22 protein-coding genes are annotated in these 24411 nt (G+C 46.4%); 7 read left to right on the plus strand and 15 right to left on the minus strand.

All coding sequences use genetic code 11. The annotated features are described in order from the left end of the window. Positions 1-72: 72 nt before the first annotated feature. The 3 genes from SHEWANA3_RS12255 to SHEWANA3_RS12265 all read right to left on the minus strand — a co-directional run bounded on the left by SHEWANA3_RS12255 (position 73) and on the right by SHEWANA3_RS12265 (position 5857). Positions 73-2085: a sodium:proton antiporter gene (locus SHEWANA3_RS12255; RefSeq protein ID WP_011717256.1), complete on the minus strand. Its 2013-nt coding sequence runs from the start codon at positions 2083-2085 to the stop codon at positions 73-75. Positions 2086-2642: 557 nt separating this feature from the next. After that, on the minus strand, positions 2643-4256 hold the full coding sequence (locus SHEWANA3_RS12260) for an IS1634-like element ISShes12 family transposase (RefSeq protein ID WP_011715680.1): 1614 nt from the start codon (positions 4254-4256) through the stop codon (positions 2643-2645). Positions 4257-4963: 707 nt separating this feature from the next. Further along, complete coding sequence (locus SHEWANA3_RS12265; RefSeq protein ID WP_041412661.1) at positions 4964-5857, minus strand: MBL fold metallo-hydrolase; 894 nt, start codon at positions 5855-5857, stop codon at positions 4964-4966. A gap of 137 nt (positions 5858-5994) precedes the next feature. Between SHEWANA3_RS12265 and SHEWANA3_RS12270 the strand changes: the two genes are divergently transcribed. After that, positions 5995-6945, plus strand: a complete 951-nt coding sequence (locus tag SHEWANA3_RS12270; RefSeq protein WP_011717258.1) for a helix-turn-helix domain-containing protein — start codon at positions 5995-5997, stop codon at positions 6943-6945. Between the two features lie 309 nt (positions 6946-7254). Here SHEWANA3_RS12270 and SHEWANA3_RS12275 read toward each other — a convergent pair whose 3' ends face one another. The 10 genes from SHEWANA3_RS12275 to SHEWANA3_RS12320 form a co-directional block, all read right to left on the minus strand. After that, entirely contained in the window at positions 7255-7530 is a 276-nt protein-coding gene (locus SHEWANA3_RS12275) for a hypothetical protein (RefSeq protein ID WP_011717259.1), read from the minus strand. A 132-nt stretch (positions 7531-7662) separates the two neighbouring features. Then, positions 7663-8901: an organoarsenical effux MFS transporter ArsJ gene (arsJ, locus tag SHEWANA3_RS12280; protein ID WP_011717260.1), complete on the minus strand. Its 1239-nt coding sequence runs from the start codon at positions 8899-8901 to the stop codon at positions 7663-7665. 23 nt (positions 8902-8924) lie between these two features. Then, a complete protein-coding gene (locus tag SHEWANA3_RS12285) occupies positions 8925-9935 on the minus strand; it encodes an ArsJ-associated glyceraldehyde-3-phosphate dehydrogenase (protein WP_011717261.1) in 1011 nt (336 codons plus the stop codon). A 74-nt stretch (positions 9936-10009) separates the two neighbouring features. Then, positions 10010-10501, minus strand: a complete 492-nt coding sequence (locus SHEWANA3_RS12290) for a tyrosine-protein phosphatase (protein ID WP_011717262.1) — start codon at positions 10499-10501, stop codon at positions 10010-10012. A gap of 6 nt (positions 10502-10507) precedes the next feature. Then, positions 10508-10744 carry a thioredoxin family protein gene (locus SHEWANA3_RS12295; RefSeq protein ID WP_011717263.1) on the minus strand — a complete coding sequence of 79 codons (237 nt, stop codon included), beginning with the start codon at positions 10742-10744 and terminating at the stop codon, positions 10508-10510. A gap of 10 nt (positions 10745-10754) precedes the next feature. Continuing rightward, positions 10755-11753, minus strand: a complete 999-nt coding sequence (locus SHEWANA3_RS12300; protein WP_011717264.1) for a permease — start codon at positions 11751-11753, stop codon at positions 10755-10757. Positions 11754-11849: 96 nt separating this feature from the next. Beyond that, positions 11850-12356 (minus strand): arsenate reductase ArsC, encoded by a 507-nt coding sequence (locus tag SHEWANA3_RS12305; protein WP_011717265.1) that lies wholly within the window; start codon positions 12354-12356, stop codon positions 11850-11852. Positions 12357-12434: 78 nt separating this feature from the next. Then, positions 12435-12782, minus strand: a complete 348-nt coding sequence (locus SHEWANA3_RS12310) for a metalloregulator ArsR/SmtB family transcription factor (RefSeq protein ID WP_011717266.1) — start codon at positions 12780-12782, stop codon at positions 12435-12437. Beyond that, the gene (locus SHEWANA3_RS12315; RefSeq protein ID WP_011717267.1) at positions 12775-13191 is read right to left on the minus strand and encodes an arsenate reductase ArsC; all 417 of its coding nucleotides are present in this window, start codon (positions 13189-13191) and stop codon (positions 12775-12777) included. The genes SHEWANA3_RS12310 and SHEWANA3_RS12315 overlap by 8 nt, the downstream gene beginning before the upstream one ends. A 95-nt stretch (positions 13192-13286) precedes the next feature. Continuing rightward, positions 13287-13574, minus strand: coding sequence for a metalloregulator ArsR/SmtB family transcription factor (locus SHEWANA3_RS12320; RefSeq protein WP_011717268.1), 288 nt, complete (start codon positions 13572-13574; stop codon positions 13287-13289). 244 nt (positions 13575-13818) lie between these two features. On the opposite strand from SHEWANA3_RS12320, the gene SHEWANA3_RS12325 reads away from it, so the two are divergent. Together SHEWANA3_RS12325 and SHEWANA3_RS12330 are read left to right on the plus strand one after the other, a co-directional pair. After that, positions 13819-14895, plus strand: coding sequence for a permease (locus SHEWANA3_RS12325; RefSeq protein WP_011717269.1), 1077 nt, complete (start codon positions 13819-13821; stop codon positions 14893-14895). Positions 14896-15024: 129 nt separating this feature from the next. Further along, positions 15025-16482, plus strand: a complete 1458-nt coding sequence (locus SHEWANA3_RS12330) for a glutathione synthase (protein ID WP_011717270.1) — start codon at positions 15025-15027, stop codon at positions 16480-16482. A 70-nt stretch (positions 16483-16552) separates the two neighbouring features. Here the strand turns inward: SHEWANA3_RS12330 and arrB are convergent, their stop codons facing one another. Continuing rightward, positions 16553-17257, minus strand: a complete 705-nt coding sequence (gene arrB / locus SHEWANA3_RS12335) for an arsenate respiratory reductase iron-sulfur subunit ArrB (RefSeq protein ID WP_011717271.1) — start codon at positions 17255-17257, stop codon at positions 16553-16555. Positions 17258-17268: 11 nt separating this feature from the next. Next, a complete protein-coding gene (gene arrA, locus SHEWANA3_RS12340) occupies positions 17269-19833 on the minus strand; it encodes an arsenate respiratory reductase molybdopterin-containing subunit ArrA (RefSeq protein ID WP_011717272.1) in 2565 nt (854 codons plus the stop codon). A 364-nt stretch (positions 19834-20197) separates the two neighbouring features. Here arrA and arsD point away from each other — a divergent pair, with 364 nt between their 5' ends. From arsD to arsC, 4 genes are all read left to right on the plus strand, one after another. Then, positions 20198-20560 carry an arsenite efflux transporter metallochaperone ArsD gene (gene arsD / locus SHEWANA3_RS12345; RefSeq protein WP_011717273.1) on the plus strand — a complete coding sequence of 121 codons (363 nt, stop codon included), beginning with the start codon at positions 20198-20200 and terminating at the stop codon, positions 20558-20560. 22 nt (positions 20561-20582) lie between these two features. Continuing rightward, a complete protein-coding gene (arsA, locus tag SHEWANA3_RS12350) occupies positions 20583-22349 on the plus strand; it encodes an arsenical pump-driving ATPase (protein WP_011717274.1) in 1767 nt (588 codons plus the stop codon). Between the two features lie 70 nt (positions 22350-22419). After that, positions 22420-23703: an arsenic transporter gene (locus tag SHEWANA3_RS12355; protein WP_011717275.1), complete on the plus strand. Its 1284-nt coding sequence runs from the start codon at positions 22420-22422 to the stop codon at positions 23701-23703. Positions 23704-23823: 120 nt separating this feature from the next. After that, positions 23824-24300, plus strand: coding sequence for a glutaredoxin-dependent arsenate reductase (arsC, locus tag SHEWANA3_RS12360; protein WP_011717276.1), 477 nt, complete (start codon positions 23824-23826; stop codon positions 24298-24300). Positions 24301-24411: the final 111 nt, after the last annotated feature.

A 24411-nucleotide genomic window follows, 5' to 3' on the forward strand; every position in this document is an offset into this window, starting at 1 on the left:
TTTTATTTTCGCCTCACAGGCTTATCTCTTCGCAATTGCCAAGCTCACCTGAGTTAACCTTGGCCTTGTCCATTATCCCTTCGCCAACGTTTCATCCGAGGTATTGATGTTATCTTGTACGTCAGCTTCAGGTTGTGATGGCTCATCAGCCTTAGTTTTCGCTTGCTGCTCAAGTCGTTGGCGCTCAGCTTCAGCTTCCTCCTCGGCCTTGGCTTTCGCTAGAGCCGCTTCTTCCGCCGCTTTGGCCTGAGCAGCTATCACCTCTTGCTCGGCAATCGCCTGTTGAATTTTCGCTTCTTCAAGCGCCTCAACGGGCAATAGGCTGATTAACTCGATGCCATTGGGGAATTGGGTGTCATTACCTGACACAATCACGACTTTGCCTTCTTTGGTCAAATACACTAACGGCAATGCCGTTTCGCCATAACGTTTGCGGAAATGCTCGAAGGTGAAGTTTTCAGTTAAGTTAGTGACTTTAAGCTGTGCCCCTTTCGCCATTTGACTGGCAATTTTGGCGTAGGACACGGCATCACCAAACAAACACAATCGCTGTTTGTAAGTCTCTGATAATTGATGGCGCGCGCTGCCCTGCTCGGCATTGTTAAGGCCAAAGACCTTTTTAGAACCTAATACATCTTGAAAATAAAAGGTCACCAGCGGGTTTAACTGCTTATAAGGCGACATGATCAGCACTCGGCCAATCCCAGTTAAATCCATATAGGTTTCAGCATGTTCAGAGGCAGGATTACCAAAATAGACCGGAATATTGTCCATCCGCGCGAGGCGAATGTTATCCCAGTTGCTGTCGGCCAGCAGCACTTTGATATCTTTGGCCTTTAAGATTTTTGCTAGCTCGCGGGAAAATTTGGAGGCGCCAAAGATTAATAATCCTTGCGCCGACCCCGAGGTCACCCCAAGGTATTTCGCCCAGCGGCCCGCAGTTAAACTTTGGATAACCACAGTGCCGATAATAATTAAAAACACTAAGGGTACAATGGCATCGGCGCCCTGCACATTGGTTGCCTCTAACTTAATGGCGAATAAGGAAGATACCGCCGCCGCCACAATCCCCCGCGGCGCAATCCAACATAGGAACCACTTATCGGCCTTTGATAGTGACGTCCCAATGCCCGACACCCAAATACTGAGCGGCCGCGCAACCAGCATAGTCACGGCGAGTACGCCTACCCCGCCCCAACCTAAATCCATCATGGCATTCGAGTCGAGTCTGGCAGCTAACAGGATAAATAAGGCCGAGATCAACAGCACTGTCAGTGTCTCTTTAAATTCAAGGATTTCAGCAATATCCACACCGCGCATATTCGCCAGCCAAATCCCCATCACAGTCACAGTGAGTAACCCCGACTCTTCCTGCAGTAGGTTGGAGCCGACGAAAATCCCCAGCATAAGGGTTAATACTGCGGTATTTCGTAAATAATGCGGCAATAAATTACGGCGGATCACTTGGCCAATTAAGTAACCTGACGCCGCACCTAAGCCTAAGCCAAGCGTGAGCATGGAGCCTAGTGCATAGAGCACATGGCTAGTGGGATCGCCAGACACCGTAATGTATTCAAAGACTAATACAGCAAGTAGCGCACCAATCGGGTCAATCACAATCCCTTCCCAGCGTAAAATACTCGCCAGTTGCGACTTAGGCCGTACGCTGCGCAGCATAGGTACTATCACGGTCGGGCCTGTGACCACCACGAGGGCGCCAAATAACAGTGCGACCTCCCAGCTAAAATTCAGTAGGTAAAAGGTCGCGACACTGATACAGCCCCAAGTGATCACCATGCCGATGCTCACTAAGTGCGTCACCATGCGACCATGATCTTTTATCTCTTTAAAATTGAGGGTCAATGCGCCCTCAAACAGGATCACGGCTACACCGAGTGAAATGATAGGAAACAATAAATCCCCAAAGATTTCATCGGGATTGAGCACCCCAAATGCCGGGCCTAACATCAAACCACAGAGTAATAAGGGTAAAATTGCAGGTAATCTAAGCTTCCAACCAACCCATTGACAAAATAACGAAAGCACCCCGATGAGTGCTAACATCCCAGTGATTTTTTCAACCATATAACTTCCTTTAGTTGGTATGGAGTGGTCAGTATTAACTCAACCTAACACGCTTTTTTCATACAGAAAAATGAACTATTGGTGATAACAATAGCAGCAAAAAAAGCAGTCCTGTAACTCGAATAGGCCGATTGACAGCGAATATTCAGCTTTCAGTAGAAATAAAGGGATAACAAGAAACAATACCTTAGGCATTAGGCAAGGTATTAAGCAGAAATACAGAGGCAAATACTCTGAAAAGATAGATAGAAAAAAGCCTCATCTTTCGATGAGGCTTATTCTATTTGGCGGAGCGGACGGGACTCGAACCCGCGACCCCCGGCGTGACAGGCCGTGCAGATATGGATTTTAGTGCGTTACCTATTTTGCCTAAATTGTTGTCAATTGATTTAATTAGCATTATTCGAATGACAATCGGACTAAACATTAACGACTATTAACAACAACTTGGTGGTCACGGTCACAAAAATCCGCCTTTTTACTGATCAATATTTGATCAGTTTTTGGCAACTAAAAATAGTGTTCACTTCATATTTAACCGACTTTCCGCACCTGATTTAGGAATAAATTTGCCGATACCGTTCGCCTAACACGTCGAGAATGATCTGCTGGTCCACTGTGAGTCCTGTGACTTGAGGTGGCGCCTCTCCCAACTGGTACTCGTGCACCCCGCCAAAGCGTAAAAAAATCCACCGCGCAGTCGGTTTTTGCGTGGGTTTCTTTTTCATGTCCGCCACACTCCGGTTCTGCTCTACTAAGCCCTGCCGGATCCGGTGCTCCAGCGCCGCATAAATCATCAGGCTACAGGTCATCACCATCAGCAACGCTTCGATACGTTCCGGTTTTTTAAGATATAACGAGGAGGTTAAAAATTCGGGACTTTTCAGAAACCTAAAACCACGCTCGACATTCTGCTGGGCTTTATAGGTAGCCAACAGCTCAGCCATGGTGAGCGTTTCACTGTGATCATTGGTCGCGAGGATGAACACCCCTGTCTGGTTGCGCGCCTCAGCCACCCGCGCCAAGCTACTTGCGGCTAACCCCTTGATGTGAAATTGGTAGTTCACCGGCATTTCACCCTTTTGGGGCCTTCCGCGCCCTGCATAGATAGGTTCACTCACGACTTCTGCTTCTAGTTGCAGCAGATTTAAGCTGACAGCAAAACGGGCTAATTCAGCCTGCGCATCGGTCTCGCAGGCAAAACGCTGGGCACATAATTTGTTGAAGGCTTTCAGTTCACGCGTGCTGTCTTTCAGTAGGTTTTTGGCTAATGTTTGCTGCTCACGGTGGCTGGCCTGTTCGCTGCGCACCAGCAACCAACGCTGCGCGACGTCGGCATAATTGGCGCTTTGCCAACAGCCATGATAGCCATTGCCCAGCGCAACCAGCGACTGGGTGCCAATGGTTGCCACGGCTCGCTTGGCTTCATTGAGGGTGACAGGCACACGAGTCACGAACAACTGTTGCTGTTGTGCCAGTAGTTGCAAGGTGTCGGCGCAATACAGCGCCGCATCGCCGACCAGATAACGACTCTCCTGCGCGGCCTTGAGACTGCTCAAGTGGCGCCGTACCGTCTGGGCAAAGGCCTTGGTATCATTAATATTACCACTCAAGGCTTGCATGTAGATGGGCAGGCCGGCCTGATTTTCACAGATAAGCTCCAGGATAACCTGGTTTAGCTCTGGCCGATGGTCGCGGCTATAGCCCCGTACCAATTGCAACTTACCGAGCTGCTCGCCATCGGCTTGGTCATAGGCGCCATCGACGTGGAAGCTGGTGATATCGAGGTGTACTGCAGTACTTTTGAGCCCCAATCGTTCAACGACCTGCTCCGCCATCACCTGATAAAGCGTGCTGACATCGGCCTCAAAGAGGGCATCAAGGCAGCGGCCGAGCACATCATCATTGAGGTCATCGGCACAGATCCCCGGGCCAATCAGGCGTTCTACAGGCTTGTTGGCAAAGAATTGCGGGAACATGTGCAAGGTCGAACTATGAAAGCCAAGACCGTTCAGTATCATCGCCACCAACGCTTCACCATGTGAGACTTTGTAGGGCGGCGTTTTGGGTAGCACCGCATCAATCATGCGAGCAATGCCGAGTTCTTGGCAAAGTGCAGCGACCAAACCAAGGTGGTCGAGGTTACGGATAGAGATAGCGGGAGCGGCCATGATGAATTACCTGCAAAAGAGAGTAATAGATCAGAATGACCGATCGCCGTCAAGTTTTTTAAATCGAAAATTAGGTGCGGAATGACGGATTTAAAGCAAATATGTACTCACTCGAAATTACACTCTGTAGCCAAAATGTTTTAAAGCAGCAAAAAAGGATGAGTTTTCCATATCCTGCTGCGAGGAGTGTATTCATGACTTTGTCTCTGAAATCGATAGAAACATTGAAATAAAGCTGTAGGAATAGAACACCTCTATATAACCCATCAACCGCACTAACACACCGGTGACAAATTGCTCAACCGAAAGAAACAAGCAGTCAACCAAATTTTGATATTTTTAACCCCAAATACTGTTTGTTTAGTGCAAATATTGACTCGTTTGGGGACAAAACCTTGTTAGATAATTCACTCTTATGAGCCAGATTCGGATTAGCTATTCTATTAGTAATGCTTCGTTTGGCTACAAACTAATCAATGAACGATATAACCAGTCGGAATAGGCATAACAGGGGCATGAATCAGTTCTTTGGAGATTTGATTCATCTTAAGGGAAAAAACCGCCCCAGAATAGCCGCAAACGGGGCAATAGGGCGGGTTTTAGCGGCTCGCGTGAATCAGTCTGGTGTAGAGTGATTCACTCGCTCACGACTTCGAGTCCCCACTTACCCCTTTATCACTCACAACTAATTAATCAAGAAGCTATACTTATAACTTCAACGATTCACCATCTTCAGGAATTAATACTTGTTTTTCTATGCCTTTTTCTTCCACGAACTCCCTGAGCTCTTTACGGGTCAATGCTGCGTGATTAACCGTATCCATATGCACAGCAATAATGTTCGCTTGAGGAGCATGTTTAATAGCCCTTACCGTATCTTCTTTCCCCATGATAATTGAGCCTTTAAGATTTTCCATTCGAGCATCACCAGTGTTAAGCACAACGAATTCAGGCTTAAATTTATGTAACGCATCCTCCACTTCATCGCGCCAAATAGTATCACCGACAAAATAAACAGTGTTGTAGTTGTCAGCCTCTAATATGACACCCATAGCCTCTCCTAGTGCTTTAGCTAACGCTGGGATTGCATACATTTCATCCGTGCCATGCTGCCCACCTGTTTTGGTTAAACTAATGCCATTGAACTGAGTTTTAATGCCTAACACGCGCACATCTTTAAAGCCTTGAGCGCGAATAGTATTTGCATCTTCTTCATTTTGAACAAATAAAGGCATCGTTTTAGGAATTACACTTTGTGCTGCATCATCCCAATGATCAAGATGTGTGTGAGTGACAATAACGGCGTCTACATTGTCAATTACAGCTTTAGCTGACATGGGTAAATCGATCATTGGTATACGTATTTCACTACGGTAAGTACCGGCAAAACCAGGATAGGTATCTTTCTTTGCCAGCATAGGGTCGATTAAGAATGTTGTGTCACCATAAGTGAGTTTAGATGTTGCATTTCGGATATGCTGAAAGTGAATCTGCTGTGGTTCTGAATGCAGCGTTGGAGCCGATTCAGCTAATGCATTGGTGCTATTTATGATGGTTGCAAGCCCTAAGGTAAGTAGGATGGTGATAGCTTTGTTTTTCATAATGTATCTCTTTGGCAGTTGATAAATATGAGACATTATCCTCAGTATTTACGAGAGGGAATATTGACCCAAGTGACAAATATCGAAAAAATTGGGCCAAATAATGATATGACTATTCACTTGGGAGCGCTTTGCACATGCAAGTACCAACTGTCGCTTTGATTCTCTACCCTCATTTCAGCGTGTTTCATGTCGCTGTGCCTCAAGCCGTTTTTTCGATGCAGCCAGATGGCAAATCCATTTTTAACTTAAAGATAGTGTCAATTGATGGTAAGCCACAACACACTGACAATCGGATGACAGTTCAGCCTGATGGTGGATTAGAACTCGTTGAGTTGGCAGATATAGTCGTCATTCCAGGGTGGCATGACCTAGACAGTGCGCCTACTTCTAATATTTCTGAAGCATTGGTTAGAGCTCATGCAAGAGGAGCTATGGTCGTGGGGCTTTGCTATGGTGCTTACGCATTAGCCTACTCAGGGCTATTAGATGAAAAAGAAGCTGCTACTCATTGGATGGCAGAGGACGATTTTACTGTTCGTTTTCCAAATATAAAGCTAAATACGAACGCACTTTATGTTGAAAGCGACCGTGTAGTCACGTCTGCAGGTACAGCCGCTGCTTTAGACTGCTGCTTGTATATTGTGAGGTCTTTTTATGGGACAAAAACAGCGAATAAAGTTGCGCGCATCTTGGTTGTACCACCACACAGAGAAGGCGGTCAGGCACAATTTATTGCACAACCTATCCCAAAATCAACTCAAGATGCAGAGGTCAATAGGTTACTGGATTATTTACGTGAAAACCTCGACAAACAATATTCCATCGCTGATTTAGCAGATCAATTATTTATGAGTCGTCGTACCTTTACTCGGCATTTCAACAACGCTACCGGTATGTCATTTGGAAAATGGCTTGTAAGCACTCGTCTGCAACGTAGCCTTGAGCTTCTTGAAAGTACAAGACTTTCTGTAGAACAAGTGTCTGAAATGGTTGGTTTTCAGACTGCAACGTCATTTAGGAAACATTTTAATCAACGTTTTCACGTTAGCCCAAGTGCTTGGCGTAAAACATTTACGGGAAACTAACGATGTTAGAGCGATGTTGGAAGTAACTCTAAAATAAACTATAAACGCCGATTTTACTGAGTGTTCGATTTTTACAAGTACACTGTTTATCGAAACTAAGTTTTGGGTAGAAAGCGCATAATCCGAAGCTAACACCAAATGGCAGCTTTACGCGCAGAATCAGACTAGATAAGTCTGATTCAGTGAACAATCTGGGCTAGAGTAATTCACCTAAGTTTTGGATATTACGAGTTAGAACCAAAGTTCCAACTCGTAAAACATCAATAGAAAAAGGGATTTAGAAAATCGAGTAACGCTTCACTAAGTACATTAGTTCGCTTTTACCTTAGCTAAATATTCATCTAAGGTTATTTGATCGGCCGCTTTAACCGTCATCCCCTTAGGGCCAGCGCCGATCACTGTGAATTGCTTTGCTGGCTCACCATGCTTTTTAAACTCAGTTAACTCAGCTGAATTCTCTTTAAACACCCATAAACGACCATCTTCTACTTCGGTGACAAAACCGGGCAAATCGAACTCGCTAGCGTGAGCAACACAAGCAAATAATCCTAAACCAAGCAGTGACATTAGTGCTGTTTTTTTCATATTTTGATATCCTCATTTGGAGACATAGGTGTCATTTAACTGTCTTTATGTAACACCGCTAGAATACATATGAAATATGACATATATGTTAATTCGCATATTGTTTGTGACATTTTTTCGCGTTTAATGTCTTTATATCGCTCTATGTCTTGGAAGCTTAATTGAGATAAGGGCCGCTAACGCAATAAATGCCGCCGATATCCACAGACAAGCCGCCATGCCATACACTTGATACACCCAGCCAGACAACACAGTCCCGATCAAGCGTCCCATAGCATTCGCCATGTAGTAAAAACCCACATCTAACGATACGCCATCTTCATCCGCATAACTGACGATAAGATAGCTGTGTAATGAAGAGTTGATCGCGAATAAGGCGCCAAACAGCATCAATCCCCAAATCAGTATATTTGCGGCATGGAAGTCATAACTTATCGCCAGCGCAATGCCTGCCGGCACTATGCTCAATATCGCCGCCCAACCTAAGGCGCTACGCCCATCGGGAACCTTGTTTTGGCTCGCCGACTTTGTCCCCGTCAAGCGAGGTGCGAAGCCTTGCACTATGCCATAACCTATTACCCAGAGTGCGAGAAAACCGCCGACATACCAATGATCCCAACCAAAGGCTGAGGCCAAATAAACGGGTAAAGCAACCACAAACCACACATCCCGCGCACCAAACAAAAACATGCGCGCGGCTGAAAGCGTGTTTACCGCCGAACTCTTAGAGAAAATTTCCGTGAACTTAGGTTTGTTTTTGGCTTTACCTAAATCGCGCTGCAAACTTAACAGACTAAAAATCCACACCAGCAATAGGCCAATCGCCATACCTAACACGGCCTGCTGGAATCCAAACAGGGTCAGTAAGGCACCGCCCAAGAAGAACCCCGCGCCCTTTAGCGCATTTTTGGAGCCAGTAAGCATGGCAACCCACTTATACAGCTCACCCTGAGCATCATTGGGCACCAACAACTTGATACTGCTTTTAGCGCTCATCTTATTGAGATCTTTAGCGATACCCGACAAGGCCTGCGCCGCCATCACCCAAGCAACCGTGAGCATACCGCTAGGCACAAGCAGCATGCTAAGGGCGACAATCTGCATAAATAGGCCTACATTCATGGTCTTATTTAAGCCTAAACGCGCTCCGAGCCAGCCGCCGACTAAGTTCGTTACCACCCCAAAGATTTCATAGAAGAGGAATAGCATGGCAATTTGCAGCGGGCTATAACCTAAGCCATGAAAATGGAGCACCACTAACATACGTAATGCGCCATCGGTAAGCGTGAATGCCCAATAGTTGCCAGTGATCATTAAATACTGGCGAATGTCGGGTGATAAGTTGGACAATAACCCTGTCAGCTTAGCCATAGTATCCCTTTAAATATAATAACTTATGCCTTATCCATCAGTCCGACCATACGGGCCAGCTCGGCCGCACGGTTAGCATAACCCCACTCGTTATCATACCAAGCGTAGAGTTTGACCTGAGTGCCATTGATGATCATGGTCGACAGCGCATCGATAATGCTCGAACGGGGATCGGTTTTATAATCCACCGACACTAACGGGCGTTCCTCATAACCTAAAATGCCTTTTAATGGCCCTTCTGCGGCCTCTTTTAACAGGCGATTGACCTCAGCTTCGGTGGTTTTACGACTCACCTCAAATACACAGTCGGTTAAAGATGCATTTGCCAGAGGTACGCGCACCGCATGGCCGTTTAGCTTACCCTTGAGTTCAGGGAAAATATGGGTAATGGCCGTCGCTGAGCCCGTCGTTGTGGGGATAAGGCTTAAACCACAGGCCCGCGCGCGGCGAAGATCTTTGTGCGGTGCATCTAAAATCGTTTGAGTGTTGGTAATATCGTGAATGGTCGTCATCGAACCATGCACTATACCGAGGTTTTCGTGGATGACTTTAACAATTGGCGCCAAACAGTTAGTGGTACAAGATGCCGCCGTCACAATCGGATGAATGGCTTTATCATAGAGCTGATGATTCACTCCCATGACGATGTTTAACACGCCCTCTTCCTTAACAGGTGCCGTCACCACAACACGTTTAACGCCTTGATCTAAATAAGCTTGCAGCACGGCTTTGGTCTTCATCTTACCGGAAGCTTCAATCACCACATCGCAGGCAGACCAATCGGTTTCGGCGATGGTTTTATTGCGCGTACAGCGAATACGCTTGCCATCGATAATGATGTCATCACCCTCACTGTTCGCCTCATGCTGCCAACGGCCATGCACAGAATCGAATGTCAGCAAATGGGCTAAGGTCGGTGCATCCCCTGCGGGATCGTTAATTTGCACAAATTCGACGTCATTCCAGCCCCAAGCGGCGCGCAGCGCTAAACGTCCCATACGGCCAAAGCCATTGATCCCAATTTTGATTGTCATACCTGTTTCCTTCACACTCAGTTTTATCGTATCTTTTTGATATTATTGTTTAAGATGAAAGCGTCACTCTTATGCTAAAGCGTTAACTGGTCGATATAGCTGCGCTGATGCGCATTAGTTAAGGCGTTAGGACGAATCGATTGCACTTGGGTAATCACTTCACTCAAGGAGCCTCCCGCTAGTAACAACAGAATTGCCGCCATTAATCCCGTGCGCCCTGAACCACCACGGCAATGAATCGCAATCGTCGCTTTGTTTTGCATCAAGGCAAGTAGCTCTGCCCTGTGCTTTGCAAAGGCTAACTCAAACTCCTCTGCGGGCGACGCATCGTCTTCTATAGGTAAATGCAGCCAACGGATCCCCGTTTCACGGCAAATATCAGGTAATGAGGTGGCGCCAAAGGTGTGCAATTCACCAAGCGGCATCAGGGTGATGATAACTTCAGTCCCCGCAGCTTTAAGTGTCGCCACCGCCTCTGCTACAGGGGCAGATTTAGTCCCAGGACAAGGGGTGAAAATTAAGCGAGTACCACTGTCTAAAGACAAAATATCAAATGGATGTGACATTAAGTGTTACCCCACTAACCAGGATTCAATCATGTCTCTATGGGGAATTGAGCCCCAATGCACGAGCTTCTCATCGATCACTACGGCGGATGTACTCATCACCTTATAACCCATAATGACTTCGGGATTAGTTTCCTTCACCAGGGCAATACTGATTCCCTTCTCATTGGCAATGGCGGTAATGATCTCGGCGGTTTTAGTGCATTTAGTGCAACCACTACCTAATACTTTGATGTTTAACATTTTATAATCCTCACAGCATGGGACTGATAGCGTTAAATATCCACCCTATCAGGGTGAATGCAATCAATAAAATGGCAAAAACAATGGCCAGTAAACGCCATTGCATCACCTGTTTTAGTAAAATAAATTCAGGGAAACTCGCGGCTACTGTAGCCATACAAAATGCCAATGTCGTGCCTATGGGAAGACCATTAGTAATAAGGCTTTCCATGATAGGAATGACACCTGTCGCATTGGAATATAGGGGAATACCAATCAATACCGCGGCAGGAACCGACCACCACTGACCATCGCCAAGGTGGGCTTCAATCCAACCATCGGGGACAAAACCATGGAGCGCGGCGCCAAGCCCGACCCCAATAATGACCCATTTCCACACCCGACCAAAAATCTCTAGGGTCTCGCCTTTTGCAAACTCATGTCGCTCGGTGAAGGTCATGGATGTTGATGTCATATCCTCGCTATTATCTTGACTCGCCTGCGCCTGACCTTGTTCAAGCGCTTTTGCCGCAAAGGACTGCAGCCAACGTTCGGCGCGGATCGTGTCTAAAAAGGCGCCCGCGAGTATCCCCACCGACATACCGACCAACACGTATATCACTGTGAACTTCCAGCCCAACAGACTTACCAGCAGCAGAACGGCCACTTCATTAATTAACGGTGACGTGATCAAAAACGCCATAGTGATCCCCACAGGGATCCCCGCGGAGGTAAAACCTAAAAATACCGGAATGCTCGAACATGAGCAGAATGGGGTCACAGCGCCGAAGCCCGAGCCCATAAAATACCCAATAAAGCGATTTTTACCCGCTAAGTAATCCCGCACCCGCTCAACATTGAGCGATGCCCGCACCAAGGCGATGGCATAAATCATCAGCAACAGGAGTGCAAAAATCTTAGTGGTATCTTCAATAAAAAAATGTACCGCATCTGCAAGCTTAGTATTGGGATCTAGGCCCATCACCCCAAAGGTTAACCAGCTCGCTAAATCGGAAAATAGTTGCAGCATAATCAGACTTCCTTGAGCAATATCGAAACAGCACAGCAAAAGATATAGGTTGTACTATGGATTGAATTACCATCCACTTAAGCCTCTGTGCATTTTTTACGTAAGTGGAAACTGACTCGCAATGGATTGTAAAGAAACCTTCTGTGCATCAATACCAGCCGAAAGCGGCAAGGAGATTAATGCTGTTATACGTTTTTCAAGAGTGCCAATGACACTGGAAAACTGTGCATCCATATCGGCGGGATCTGTTGATGTTGGATCCGGTAACCCCCAATGCAACTTGAGTGTGTGGCCTAACCATAGAGGGCAGGTTTCTCCCGCGGCACTATCACACACAGTAATCACCAGATCGGGCGTAAAATCAGCCATCACATCCCAGTTTTTACTGCTGAGGCCCTCGGTACTATAGCCTCTATGAGCTAATTGCAATAAAGTTTGTGGATGAACCACTCCCGCAGGAGCACTGCCTGCACTCGCAAACTGCCATTTAGCAGAGGTCACATCCTCCAACTTAATCAGAAGATCTCGGCCGATGGCTTCCGCAAGGATGCTACGACAGGCATTGTGGGTACATAGAAAGAGCACTTTTATAGCTGGTGCCATATCAACCTCTGGCGACTTAATATATGAAATTTCATATATTTTGGATTAAATTTTTTATTTATTTGCTACGGACAATCTTTAGCAACAGGCTCTAGCGCGCTCGGGGCGACCGCCCATCTTGCATAGATTTCGCATATTTTCTTCTAGAAATACCGGATTGTGGCTGGTAACCTCACTCAAAACTAACTTACTCCATTCGGGTAAGTCATTACTGATACTATAGAAAATCCATTGCCCCTGGCGGCGATCGACTAACAATCCGCATTTACGTAATTGGGCTAGATGCCGTGAAATCTTGGGTTGAATTTCCTGCAACGCTTCGGTCAACTCACAGACGCAAAGCTCACCCTCGTGCTGAATAAGCATCAAACAACGCAGGCGCGTTTCGTCGGCTAAACATTTAAAAAATTGCGTAGGATTAATCATTAAGATCCTTAGACTGAACGAGTACAAACATTTTTATTCTTTCGTTGAGTTCTCTAAAAGTTTGTTCAAACCCACGAGTGCCCGATTCTATTCTGGGATCGGGATAATCCCAAGCAATAATCTTATCTGCTAAGGGAAAACTCTGGCATTCTTGCGTGGATTTTTCACAGAGGCTGATCACAAAATCAAAGGATTGCCCACTGAATTCATTGACAGATTTAGAACGTAATTCGCTCGTGTCTAGATTATTTTTCTGCAAAACATATAAGGTTCGTTCGTCTATCGGCTCTGGCTCAGTCCCCGCGCTAAATACCTCAAACAGATCTTGTGCTTGATGTTTTAACAAGGCTTCAGCGAGTTGCGAACGTGCCGAATTTCCAACACAGAGAAAAAGTATGCGTTTTTTCATAGGAATGAGTCCTTATAAAGATACCGACACTATATACGAATTATCGTATATGTAAATATCCATATCAAAGGATTTATCATCCCCTAACAAACGTCTCATTGTTCACTACAACATTGATCCTGTAAAAAATGCACCAGTCCCTGTAATAATTCATAGTCAGGCACACAATATAACACCCTGCCCTCACGCCGCTGGGAGATAATGCCGGCCGACATTAAGGCGCTAATATGGTGTGAGAGTGTTGAACCTGGGATCTGTAATGCTTCCTGTAATTGCCCCACGGCAACGCCCCCATAACCGCCTTTTACCAATATTCTGAACAGGGCAAGACGAGTGGGATGCCCTAGCTCCTTCAATACTTTAGCTGCATTTTCTGTATTCATATCGGTACTGTGATTTCAGAGTCATTTGTTAAGTTATTCGATAATACCAGAAATATCTATTCACGAGCGACGTCAAAATGAAGGGCAAACAGCCTAGGGAAGAACTTAGCCTACAGGGCTTACTGAGGATCACGTTTAGTCCCATTCTAAATATTTCTACATTTCCAGAAATTAAGAGTTGAAATAACTCCACTCAACAACTATTATTCCGGAATATTCGAAATGAACTTAAAAGAGATAAAAAATGACTCCCGAAACTATCACTATACTGAAAGAAACGGTCAATATGTTCGTCTTTCTTGCATTTGAGCTAACCTTGTTATTTCTTGCCATAAGCTACCTCGTCGGTATGCTGCAAGAATTCATCACGCCGCAAAAAGTGCAATCCATATTAAGTTCCCGCCATGGTCGAGGCTATATAGTGGCCGCCTTGCTCGGGTCTATCACTCCCTTTTGCTCCTGCTCCACTATCCCATTCTTAAAAGGTTTACTCAGGGCCCGTGCGGGATTTGGCCCTATGATGGTATTCCTATTTGCCAGCCCATTACTTAATCCGGTGATTATCGGGCTTTTTGTGGTCACCTTTGGGTTTAAGGTCGCGCTATTTTATTTTACGGTCGCTCTGGGTGTCTCTGTAATAGCAGGTTACTTGCTGGAAAAACTCGGATTTGAACAATATGTGCGTCAAGAGGCCTATGCTCAGGCAGATACAGCCACTGCTGCTTCATGTTGCGATACTAAACCGTCACCGACCGCGAGTAGCGGTTGCGAAGTAACCCCCGCACCCGTTGTCAGCGCATGTTGTGATAGTAAAACCGCCCCCGCGGTGACCTTGTGTTGCGTTACTCAAGCTGAGCCTATTGCAACTTCGTGTTGCCCTTCCCAAACCGTGCCGCAAAACAAACCTCAGAGCCGCTGGGTAAAGGTTTGGCGCGCCACTTGGAAGGACTTCAAACAAGTGCTGCCCTATCTGTTTATCGGTGTGCTATTGGGTTCAATGATCTACGGATTTATGCCAACGGAGTTAATCGTTCAGTATGCTGGAGAAGCCACATGGTATGCGATCCCCATTGCCGCATTAATTGGGATCCCACTCTATATTCGCGCCGAAGCGGTTATCCCACTCAGCGCCGCGTTAATCCAAAAAGGCATGGCGATGGGCTCAGTAATGGCGTTGATCATAGGGAGCGCCGGAGCAAGTTTGACCGAAGTCATATTACTTAAAGCCATTTTTAAAGGTCAGATGATTGCCGCATTTCTCAGCGTTATTTTAGGCATGGCTGTGGGTGCAGGGTTTCTGTATAGCTATCTATTTAGCTAATGCACAAAATAGTGATCTAGTTCGATGTGGCACTCACTGTATGCCCTTAAAGTGAGTGCCTTAGGGCTACCCCCTACAAATGCAAAGACAGGTATTGCCAATAGACGCTGTCAGTTTAAGAGAATCAACATGAATTTAACTGTGCCACTAACAGCCAAAGATGATGCCATAGAATGGGCGCTAACCCATGGGATGGCCTTTAAAGAAACTGCGTATTCCGCCCGCCACGCCCCATTTACCCTAACGCCCAGTTTAATCAGTAAAGCACACTATCAATATCTCAAAGGTGCGGTGGAACCACTGGGTAAACTTATCCATTATGTGTCTGAAGCACATGCTTTTTTAGTTGATGCTATTCAACCTATTACAGCAAGCGATCCCTTCTTTGCCGCGCTATTGAAAGCGCATCAACAGCTGCATGGCTCTGCACATAGCTCTACAAATAGCTCTGGCACCCCAGCCCCAAGAATGCCACTGCTTATTATGCGTAGCGACTTTATGGACGATCGGGACTTAGGACCCAAACTGGTGGAGTTTAATGGCATAGCGGCTGGCATGGGCCCCTTTGGGCAGCGGGCCCATCAACTTCATCGCTATTTACAGCAGCAATGGTCTATACAACCTAAGGGGGAACTGGTTGAAAATCATGCTATTGAACAATTATCCGTCGGCATAGCAACAGCAACCTTTAAGATAAAACAGGAATTTGAAGATTCAGGACCGGCAAGATTTTTGATGCTAGTGCAAGAAAATGAAGACAATGTGTTTGATCAGCATTTGCTCGAACTCGCGCTGCAGCAAAAAGGAATACAAACCCTGCGCAGAACCTTGAGTGAACTGCAAGGGCAACTCACCACCGGCGCGCAGCAAAGGCTAATACTCGAAGGCGTGGGGACAATTGATACCGTCTATCTGCGTACAGGTTATCAATTTGCAGATTATGCAACCATCGACATCAATGGCAACAGGGATTACCAAGCCCTGATGGAGATCCGGGTGTTGCTTGAACAACATCGCATCGCCCTCAATGCGACCTTAGGCCAGCAGTTGGCAACCAGTAAACGAATGCAAATGCTGCTCTCGACTATGGATGAACAGGCCTTAACTCAGTTTGGATTAACTCAGCCAGAAGCCAGCATGGTCAAGTCACTCCTCGGTGAAATGCGCCCTGTCACCGCACAGAGCCCCCAGTTAATTGCCGAGTCCCCAATAGAGACTTGGGTCTTAAAAAATCAAGGGGAAGGCGGCGGTCATTGTATTTTTGGCGCCGATATTCTCCCCAAATTAGCCGAGCTTGAGCCCGCACAATACCCAGTATGGTCCTTAATGCGTCGCTTACACCCAAGGCCGAGAGCAACCCAGGCTTTAGTGGTACGCAACGGCGAAATACACATCATCGATGACTTGATCCCTGAAATTGGCATGTTCAGCGTCCACTGTGATGGCATAGCCGCCGTCAATGATAAAACCCATGCCGAGAGTCCCAGCTATGCGGGGTATTTAATTCGCAGCAAATCCGCCAAAGTCACAGAGGGCGGTGTTCACAGCGGCCAAGGGGTATTAGATTCGCTGATGTTTAGTGATTGATAGGGCGCGTATAAAGTAAAAAGCCACAGAATCTCATCTGTGGCTTTCACTAACAAATTAACCTCTATGATTAATAAGCGGTTTTAACACCAAAACTGCGAATATAAAATACCCTTGGTCCCGTTCCCGCTTCAGGTTTCAACTGCATAGGTTTATGCAATTTAATCAACTGGGATACCTTGCTCTGCGGATCATCTAAATCACCAATTACCCGTGCTTCAGATGGACAAGCGTCAACACAGGCAGGATTCAACCCCTTATCAAGCCTATGATCACAGAAAGTACATTTCTCTGTAGTACGCTTTGGCCGTATCATCGGATAGGTATCACCCCGCTCTGGGTTTTCATTAGGTGTTGCCGTAGCCCCTGTACGCTTTAGTAGCATAAGTGGAGATACAGTTCCGTTCGCGACCACCTCTGAGTCATCCTGCCAACGACGGTGCGGTGTTGCCGCATTAAAACTAATCACGCCGTATGGGCAAGCATTCATACACTTCTTGCAACCAATGCATTCATCATTGTTTTGCAGCGTTAAACCGCGTTTATCTTTGTGCATCGCTCCTGTAGGACACACTTTAACACATGGTGCATCATCACAATGGTTACACAGGGTCGGTATATATGTGTATTTAACGTCAGGGAACGTACCCTCAGTGGTCGCAATATGATGCGACCAGTGAATACCGTCGTTCGTGTTGTTTTCTGTTTTACAGGCTAAGCTACAGCCGCCACACCCTACACATTTTTGTAGGTCAATCACCATTCCTAATCTCATAGTGGGTTACCTCACACTTTCTCAACACGAACACGGATATGACCATAAAATGCCGACGCACCACTTAAGCGATCGTATCTGTCTGCAATCAAATCATTATTTGAGCCCCCCCTTGGAGTGACACCAAATTTAGCACTAGCGTATCGGCCATAGGCCCAATGACCTTGCCCAAAACACTTAGCCACAGTCCCAGGACGAACACCTTCCCATAACTTAGCTTTGCAGGTCAGCATACCCACAGGACTGGTAATACGAATTTCATCACCGTCTTTAAGGCCAAATTTCTTACCGTCTATCGGGTTGAATTTCGCCACATCTTCATTGGCCACATCACCTGGATCGACATCTTTAAACTCGTAGTACCAAGGACTATTTGCGGTACGTCCTTCTTTATTAAGGCGTGACTTTTGATCCACTAATAACAAGGGGAATTCTGATTCATCACCAAAACGATAGGGCTCTTCATAATGGGGAATAAAGGCTAAGTGGCCACGGGCTTGGTAGTCACAGGCTTTCATTACCTCATCGATGCTAACTTTGTGCTTATCGGCATGACTTTGCAGCGCTTTTTCTAAGGTTTTGCTGTAGAACTCAAATTTAGTGGTTTCTGTTTTAAACTTACCCCAGCGAGCTTCGAGCTTATAGGGAGAGCTATTCCACACCCCTTTTTGCACGAACTCATCCCAAGAGCTCAGTTTGTCGCCATATTTGGACGCATCTTCTTTCCATAATGGTGCGGTGAGGTATCTGACCATTAATTTAGCAAATTCAGCTTCATCCGCCGCAGGTTTACCGGTTTCTGGATCAACAATTTGTTCGTTAATATAACGCCAAGGTGCATCAAACCCTTTATCGGCCAGCTTTTTAGCTAACATGTAAGGGATTTCAGATTCATCAATACGGGTATCCCACAAGCGCTTGATCGAAGGCTGTTGAATTGAAATCTGGGCGACACCATTACCGATAGAATCTAACACGCCCCATTTTTCAAACATATGGTGACTAGAAGGAAGTAACACATCCGCAAACCAACTGAATTCAGATACGTTGGTGGTAATGTGCGCCATAAAGTCGACTTTACTTAAGGCTTCATCCCAACGCTGCCCTTCGGGGTTGGAGAAGTTAAAGTTATTGAAGTAGGCCAGCATCACTTTAATTTCGTAGGGGTCTTGATTACGGATACCGTTAGCTGCGTTAGCCGTGATCACGCCGCCACCGGATTTACCTTTTGCCAGAGCAGGAAATTCAAGACGTCCACGTTGGTCAATTTTTTCCTTTTTAACCCCTTTAGCAGCAATCTCATCCATATAGGCTTTCGCCTCTGGATATTCTTTCAGCAGTGGCGTTTTATTACCGGGGAATAAGCCCCCTTTGCTATCAATGCCACCAAATAGGCCATTTAATGCATGACAAGAAATTGAAGTATAAGTACCACGGGCCTGCATCACTGCACCTCGGGATGTCCATACTTGCACCGCAGGCGCCGCCGCCCCCATATCTTTAGCAATGGCGATAATGGTTTTAGGGTCAATACCGGTAATTTTGCTTGCCCATTCAGGGGTGTAATCTTTAAGGGCCTGGTTCCACCATTCGACTAAACCGTAGGTATGGGTTTCTTTAAAGCTCTCGACACTGACGGTTTTACCTGCTTTAAACAGGTTTTTACCCTCAATAAAATCTCCAACAAAGGGCTTATGCCATACACCTTCAACTAAGGCCACATGGGCAATAGCGAGTGCGAGAACACTGTCTTGGCCAGGTTCAATCGGGATCCATTTATGGGCTTTTGCCGCCGAAGCCGAAAGTCTTGGGTCAACTACAACTACTTTGGCGTGATCGAGTGAATCTCCCCAAGTTTGAGAATAAAACGAGACTTGACGGTTACTCGCAATGGGATCAGCACCAAATGACAGGATAAATTTAGCATTTTTAACGTCGTATTGGTTATATCCCCAGTTACCATCTAAATAGTAAGGCCCCATTTTATGGGCTTCAGCGCACACTGAACTATGGGAGATATTATTAGGAGACCCAATCAGATTGGTCATTTTTTTATAGAGTAAATCATTGATATGCGAGTATCTTCCACGAAGAAGCGCATATTTATGTGGTTCGTTAGCGACACGTAAGGCAATGATTTTATCCGCTAACATATCCAGCGCTTTATCCCAGCTAATAGGGACAAATTTAGGATCTTGGTCGCGGCCTTTTTTAGGATTAGTTCGCATCATTGGCGTGCGCAATCTATCAGGATCGTAAACCTGCTGTAAGCTTAAGTGCTGACGAGGGCAACTGGACATACCGTGTACGCCGGAGTTTGGATTACCCCTCACTTTTAATGCGCGGCCATCCATAACATAAATCTGTTTAGCGCACCATGAGGTACAACCTTGGCAAGTCGTGGCTAGCCATTCACCCACGCCCGTTCTACGTAGAGGCGCGGGTAATTCAGCAGCAATCCCCTCGACAATAGGTGTAAAAGATAAGGTTCCACCAATACCTGTTAATACCGTTCCCGCCGCAGTTGACTTGAGCAGCTGGCGCCGTCCCAAGTTGACTTGATTCTCTTTCTTCATTTTCCACACTCCTGATAAGGGTATGGAATTTAATATATATCTTTTTAGGTATATAACTGCGATTTAGATCAATTAATAAACACCAACACTTTACTAAAATTTACAATTGTGAAACCAAGTTGAAAAAAATAAAAAATGTGATCAGTAGCAAATAGGAGTTATGTCACTTGTTGCTGGTATAGAGATGATCAACTTCAGAGTTTTTAGATTTAAGCGCTGAATATCCCTAGGGGATTTGACTCTGATTTTTTGAAGCGTATAGTATATATGGAATTTCATATATACTATCTAGGTGATTTTTTAAGGCGTCGATCTCCATTTATCGCCTCCTATTCAAATCAAAATTTTTTTACGAGGAACAGCCATGACTCATTTTTCGATATTCGATCCTGCTTTATGTTGCAGTACTGGCGTATGTGGTGCTGACGTTGATCAAACACTCGTTACCTTTGCCGCGGATTGCCAATGGCTGAAACAGCAAGGCATTACCGTCGAGCGATTCAACTTATCCCAACAGCCTATGGCCTTTGTTGAAAATGCTCTGGTCAAACGCTTTTTAGACACCTCAGGTGCTGAGTCCTTACCCGTGATTCTACTGAATGGCGAGATGCTTTTAGCTGGCCGTTATCCGACTCGTCAGGAACTGGCCCGTTGGGCCAAAATCACTCTCGAAGCACCAGCTACAGAAGCGACGTCTTGTTGCAGCGGCAAGAGCGCTTGCTGCTAATCAACGAACTAAGGATAACAGCATGAAATTTATTAAAAATCCGCCCGCATTTCTCTTTTTTACCGGTAAAGGCGGTGTTGGTAAGACTTCGCTATCCTGCGCCACAGCAATCAACTTAGCCGACAAAGGAAAACGGGTGTTGTTGGTCAGTACCGACCCAGCCTCCAATGTGGGCCAGGTTTTTGGGCAAACTATAGGTAATCAACTTACCCCTATTGATAGCGTTGCTGGACTCACGGCTCTGGAAATTGATCCCCAAGCCGCCGCAGCACAATACCGTGCCCGGATTGTCGATCCCGTCAAAGGGATCTTACCGCCTGATGTGGTTCGCAGTATTGAAGAGCAACTCTCCGGTGCCTGCACTACTGAAATTGCCGCCTTCGATGAATTTACTGGCTTATTGACCGATGATTCATTACAGCAAGATTTCGATCATATTATTTTTGATACCGCGCCAACGGGACATACTATCCGCTTGCTCCAACTCCCCGGCGCTTGGAGCAGTTTTATCGAGGCGAACCCCGAGGGGGCATCCTGTCTTGGCCCATTAGCGGGCCTCGAAAAACAGGCGGAGCGTTACGCGCAGGCCTTAATAGCACTGGCCGATCCCGATAAGACACGCTTGATCTTAGTTGCGCGCCCACAGCAATCCACTCTGATTGAAGTGGAACGCACTCACCAAGAGTTACGTCAAGTGGGCCTTAAAAATCAATATCTAGTGATTAACGGCGTATTACCCCAAAACGCGGCACTTGATGATCCCCTTGCCAATGCGCTCTACCGACGAGAACAAGCTGTGCTCGCCAATTTATCTCCCATTCTCGCGGCATTGCCCCATGAAACCTTGCCGTTGCAATCCATGAATATGGTGGGTGTTGCACCATTACGCCAACTCTTGCTGCCAGCGCAACCCAATGACTTACTTAACATTAATGAGCATGAGCAATCTCATCAAGGTAGCCATCCCCAAGTGCCAACACTGGATAACCTCATCGGTGAAATCGCTAAACAAGACCATGGCCTTATCATGTTGATGGGCAAAGGCGGTGTTGGTAAAACCACCTTAGCGGCCGCAATTGCGGTGAGATTGGCGGAGCTCGGTTTAGATGTGCATCTGACGACTTCAGATCCCGCTGCGCATTTAGAACACACTCTTCATGGTCAATTAGCGAATTTGCAAGTCAGCAGAATCGATCCTGTTGAAGTCACCACTCGCTACCGTGAACAAGTGTTAGCCACCAAAGGCAAAGAATTAGATGCCCAAGGTAAGGCCTTGCTAGAAGAGGATTTACGCTCACCTTGCACCGAAGAAATCGCTGTATTTCAAGCATTTTCGCGGATTATCCGCGAGGCGGGTAAACGCTTTGTCGTCATGGATACCGCACCCACTGGGCATACCCTATTGCTACTCGATGCCACGGGCGCCTACCACCGTGAAGTCGCCAAACGTATGGGAGAAACGACTCACTATTCAACCCCTATGATGCAGTTACAGGACAAAGAGCGCACTAAGGTGTTATTAGTCACCCTACCCGAAACCACACCCGTGCTCGAAGCCGCTAATTTACAAGAGGATTTGCGCCGTGCAGGGATCGAGCCTTGGGCATGGCTTATCAATAACAGCCTCGCCGTTGCGAGAACAACCTCGCCACTATTAAAAGTGCGCGCTCGCCATGAAGTGGCACAAATCGACAAAGTACAACGGGGTTTAGCCTCTAGATTGGCATTAATCCCACTGCAGGAAGAAGAACCCATTGGTATTGAACGATTAAGCCAATTGGCAAAATAGCGTTAATGTGCCTCAATGGGCATTATTTTATGGTTATGGGCAGGCAATAGCTGCCCTTTTAGGAGGTTTTATGTGGTTGGCAGGGGCGATTTTTGTTCTCACCATAGTGTTAGTGATTTGGCAACCTAAGGGTTTAGGCATAGGTTGGAGTGCCACCTTGGGCGCCGTATTGGCCTTGCTATTAGGCGTAGTGCAGTTAGGGGATATTCCCGTGGTGTGGAATATCGTCTGGAATGCGACCGCCACCTTTATCGCCGTGATCATCATCAGTTTATTATTGGATGAGTCAGGATTTTTCGAATGGGCCGCGCTGCATGTGGCCCGCTGGGGTAAAGGTCGTGGCCGTTTACTCTTTACTTACATAGTGTTACTCGGTGCTACCGTTGCAGCCTTATTCGCCAATGATGGCGCGGCGCTGATCCTCACCCCAATCGTGATTGCGATGTTACTGGCGCTGGGCTTTAGCGCCGGAGCCACCTTAGCCTTTGTGATGGCCGCAGGTTTTATTGCCGATACCGCAAGTTTGCCGTTAATCGTCTCTAACCTAGTGAATATCGTTTCCGCGGACTTTTTCAAGATAGGCTTTAACGAATATGCCGCTGTAATGGTGCCCGTCGATATTGCCGCGATTAGCGCCACATTAGTGATGCTGCATGTGTTTTTCCGCAAAGATATTCCAGCCACCTACGACCTAGAAAAACTGCGCGAGCCTAAGGCCGCAATTCGCGACCTCAACACCTTTAAAACCGGTTGGGGAGTTTTAGTCTTACTCTTAGTCGGCTTTTTTGGCCTAGAACCCCTCGGCGTGCCCGTGAGTTTAGTTGCTGCCGTGGGCGCGCTTATTCTGTTTGTGGTCGCCAAGAAAGGCCATGGGATAGATACCACTAAGGTACTGCGCGGCGCACCATGGCAAATAGTGATCTTTTCACTGGGTATGTATCTGGTGGTTTATGGTCTGCGTAACGCAGGCTTAACGGATTATCTATCTCACGTGTTGGACAGCTTGGCAGCACAAGGACTTTGGGTTGCCACTATGGGCACAGGTTTTTTAGTCGCCTTTTTATCTTCCATCATGAACAACATGCCAACCGTGTTAGTCGGCGCCCTGTCGATAGACGGTAGCAATGCAACCGGCGTGATTAAAGTAGCCATGATCTACGCTAACGTGATAGGCAGCGATTTAGGCCCCAAAATCACCCCTATCGGCAGTTTAGCAACCCTGCTATGGCTGCATGTGCTGGCGCAGAAAAATATCAATATAACTTGGGGTTACTATTTCCGCGTCGGCATAGTGATGACAGTACCTGTGCTGTTTGTCACCCTAGCGGCACTGGCGCTGCGCCTCTCCTTCTGATCTATGACCATAGGCACTTAATCATCCATTTAGTGCCTATGGATAAATGTATAAGCGATTATTTATCAGAGAGAAGCTATCAGAGAAAAGTTATCAGAGAGAAGTTATCAGAGACATGTTATGGCAAATATCACAGACAACCATCTTGAAAAACAAAGCGTTGAAACACACAGCAGCATTAGGATTTACCATAATCCGGCCTGTGGCACCTCGCGTAACACTTTAGGCCTTATCCGCAATACAGGGGTTGAACCAACCATTATCCTCTACCTTGAGACGCCACCGAGCCGACAAACTCTGCTGCAACTGATTGCGGAGATGGGGATTTCGGTGCGCAGTTTACTGCGGCAAAATGTCGAGCCCTTTGCAGCATTAGGCTTAAGTGAAGATAAGTTTAGCGACAGTGAATTAATCGATTTTATGCTTGAGTACCCCATCCTAATCAATCGTCCCATAGTCGTTACGCCATTGGGCACTCGCCTGTGCCGCCCCTCGGAACAGGTGTTGGATATTTTACCTAATCCCCAACAGGGCGCTTTTACCAAGGAAGACGGTGAAGTAGTGATTGATGCTAATGGACAAAGAGTCGCTCAATAACGTTCCGTGTATAGATTGCGCTTTAAATGGCTCTAGAATCGAAAATGCCTGCAAAACTATCAGCTTTACAGGCATTTTTTACCTAATGAACACATTCATAACCATACTAAA

Origin of the sequence: Shewanella sp. ANA-3 (assembly GCF_000203935.1) — a bacterium.
Taxonomy (GTDB): Bacteria; Pseudomonadota; Gammaproteobacteria; order Enterobacterales; family Shewanellaceae; genus Shewanella.

What these genes read in the sequence shown, in the direction of transcription:
- SHEWANA3_RS12310 (WP_011717266.1), bottom strand. Translation starts at nt 12,782, where the DNA reads ATGATTAATCCTACGCAATTTTTTAAATGTTTAGCCGACGAAACGCGC.
- arsA (WP_011717274.1), top strand. Translation starts at nt 20,583, where the DNA reads ATGAAATTTATTAAAAATCCGCCCGCATTTCTCTTTTTTACCGGTAAA.
- arrB (WP_011717271.1), bottom strand. Translation starts at nt 17,257, where the DNA reads ATGAGATTAGGAATGGTGATTGACCTACAAAAATGTGTAGGGTGTGGC.
- SHEWANA3_RS12270 (WP_011717258.1), top strand. Translation starts at nt 5,995, where the DNA reads ATGCAAGTACCAACTGTCGCTTTGATTCTCTACCCTCATTTCAGCGTG.
- SHEWANA3_RS12305 (WP_011717265.1), bottom strand. Translation starts at nt 12,356, where the DNA reads ATGGCACCAGCTATAAAAGTGCTCTTTCTATGTACCCACAATGCCTGT.
- arsC (WP_011717276.1), top strand. Translation starts at nt 23,824, where the DNA reads ATGGCAAATATCACAGACAACCATCTTGAAAAACAAAGCGTTGAAACA.
- SHEWANA3_RS12260 (WP_011715680.1), bottom strand. Translation starts at nt 4,256, where the DNA reads ATGGCCGCTCCCGCTATCTCTATCCGTAACCTCGACCACCTTGGTTTG.
- SHEWANA3_RS12290 (WP_011717262.1), bottom strand. Translation starts at nt 10,501, where the DNA reads ATGTCACATCCATTTGATATTTTGTCTTTAGACAGTGGTACTCGCTTA.
- SHEWANA3_RS12315 (WP_011717267.1), bottom strand. Translation starts at nt 13,191, where the DNA reads ATGAAAAAACGCATACTTTTTCTCTGTGTTGGAAATTCGGCACGTTCG.
- SHEWANA3_RS12320 (WP_011717268.1), bottom strand. Translation starts at nt 13,574, where the DNA reads ATGAATACAGAAAATGCAGCTAAAGTATTGAAGGAGCTAGGGCATCCC.
- arsJ (WP_011717260.1), bottom strand. Translation starts at nt 8,901, where the DNA reads ATGGCTAAGCTGACAGGGTTATTGTCCAACTTATCACCCGACATTCGC.
- SHEWANA3_RS12295 (WP_011717263.1), bottom strand. Translation starts at nt 10,744, where the DNA reads ATGTTAAACATCAAAGTATTAGGTAGTGGTTGCACTAAATGCACTAAA.
- SHEWANA3_RS12325 (WP_011717269.1), top strand. Translation starts at nt 13,819, where the DNA reads ATGACTCCCGAAACTATCACTATACTGAAAGAAACGGTCAATATGTTC.
- SHEWANA3_RS12300 (WP_011717264.1), bottom strand. Translation starts at nt 11,753, where the DNA reads ATGCTGCAACTATTTTCCGATTTAGCGAGCTGGTTAACCTTTGGGGTG.
- SHEWANA3_RS12275 (WP_011717259.1), bottom strand. Translation starts at nt 7,530, where the DNA reads ATGAAAAAAACAGCACTAATGTCACTGCTTGGTTTAGGATTATTTGCT.
- arsD (WP_011717273.1), top strand. Translation starts at nt 20,198, where the DNA reads ATGACTCATTTTTCGATATTCGATCCTGCTTTATGTTGCAGTACTGGC.
- SHEWANA3_RS12330 (WP_011717270.1), top strand. Translation starts at nt 15,025, where the DNA reads ATGAATTTAACTGTGCCACTAACAGCCAAAGATGATGCCATAGAATGG.
- arrA (WP_011717272.1), bottom strand. Translation starts at nt 19,833, where the DNA reads ATGAAGAAAGAGAATCAAGTCAACTTGGGACGGCGCCAGCTGCTCAAG.
- SHEWANA3_RS12265 (WP_041412661.1), bottom strand. Translation starts at nt 5,857, where the DNA reads ATGAAAAACAAAGCTATCACCATCCTACTTACCTTAGGGCTTGCAACC.
- SHEWANA3_RS12285 (WP_011717261.1), bottom strand. Translation starts at nt 9,935, where the DNA reads ATGACAATCAAAATTGGGATCAATGGCTTTGGCCGTATGGGACGTTTA.
- SHEWANA3_RS12255 (WP_011717256.1), bottom strand. Translation starts at nt 2,085, where the DNA reads ATGGTTGAAAAAATCACTGGGATGTTAGCACTCATCGGGGTGCTTTCG.
- SHEWANA3_RS12355 (WP_011717275.1), top strand. Translation starts at nt 22,420, where the DNA reads ATGTGGTTGGCAGGGGCGATTTTTGTTCTCACCATAGTGTTAGTGATT.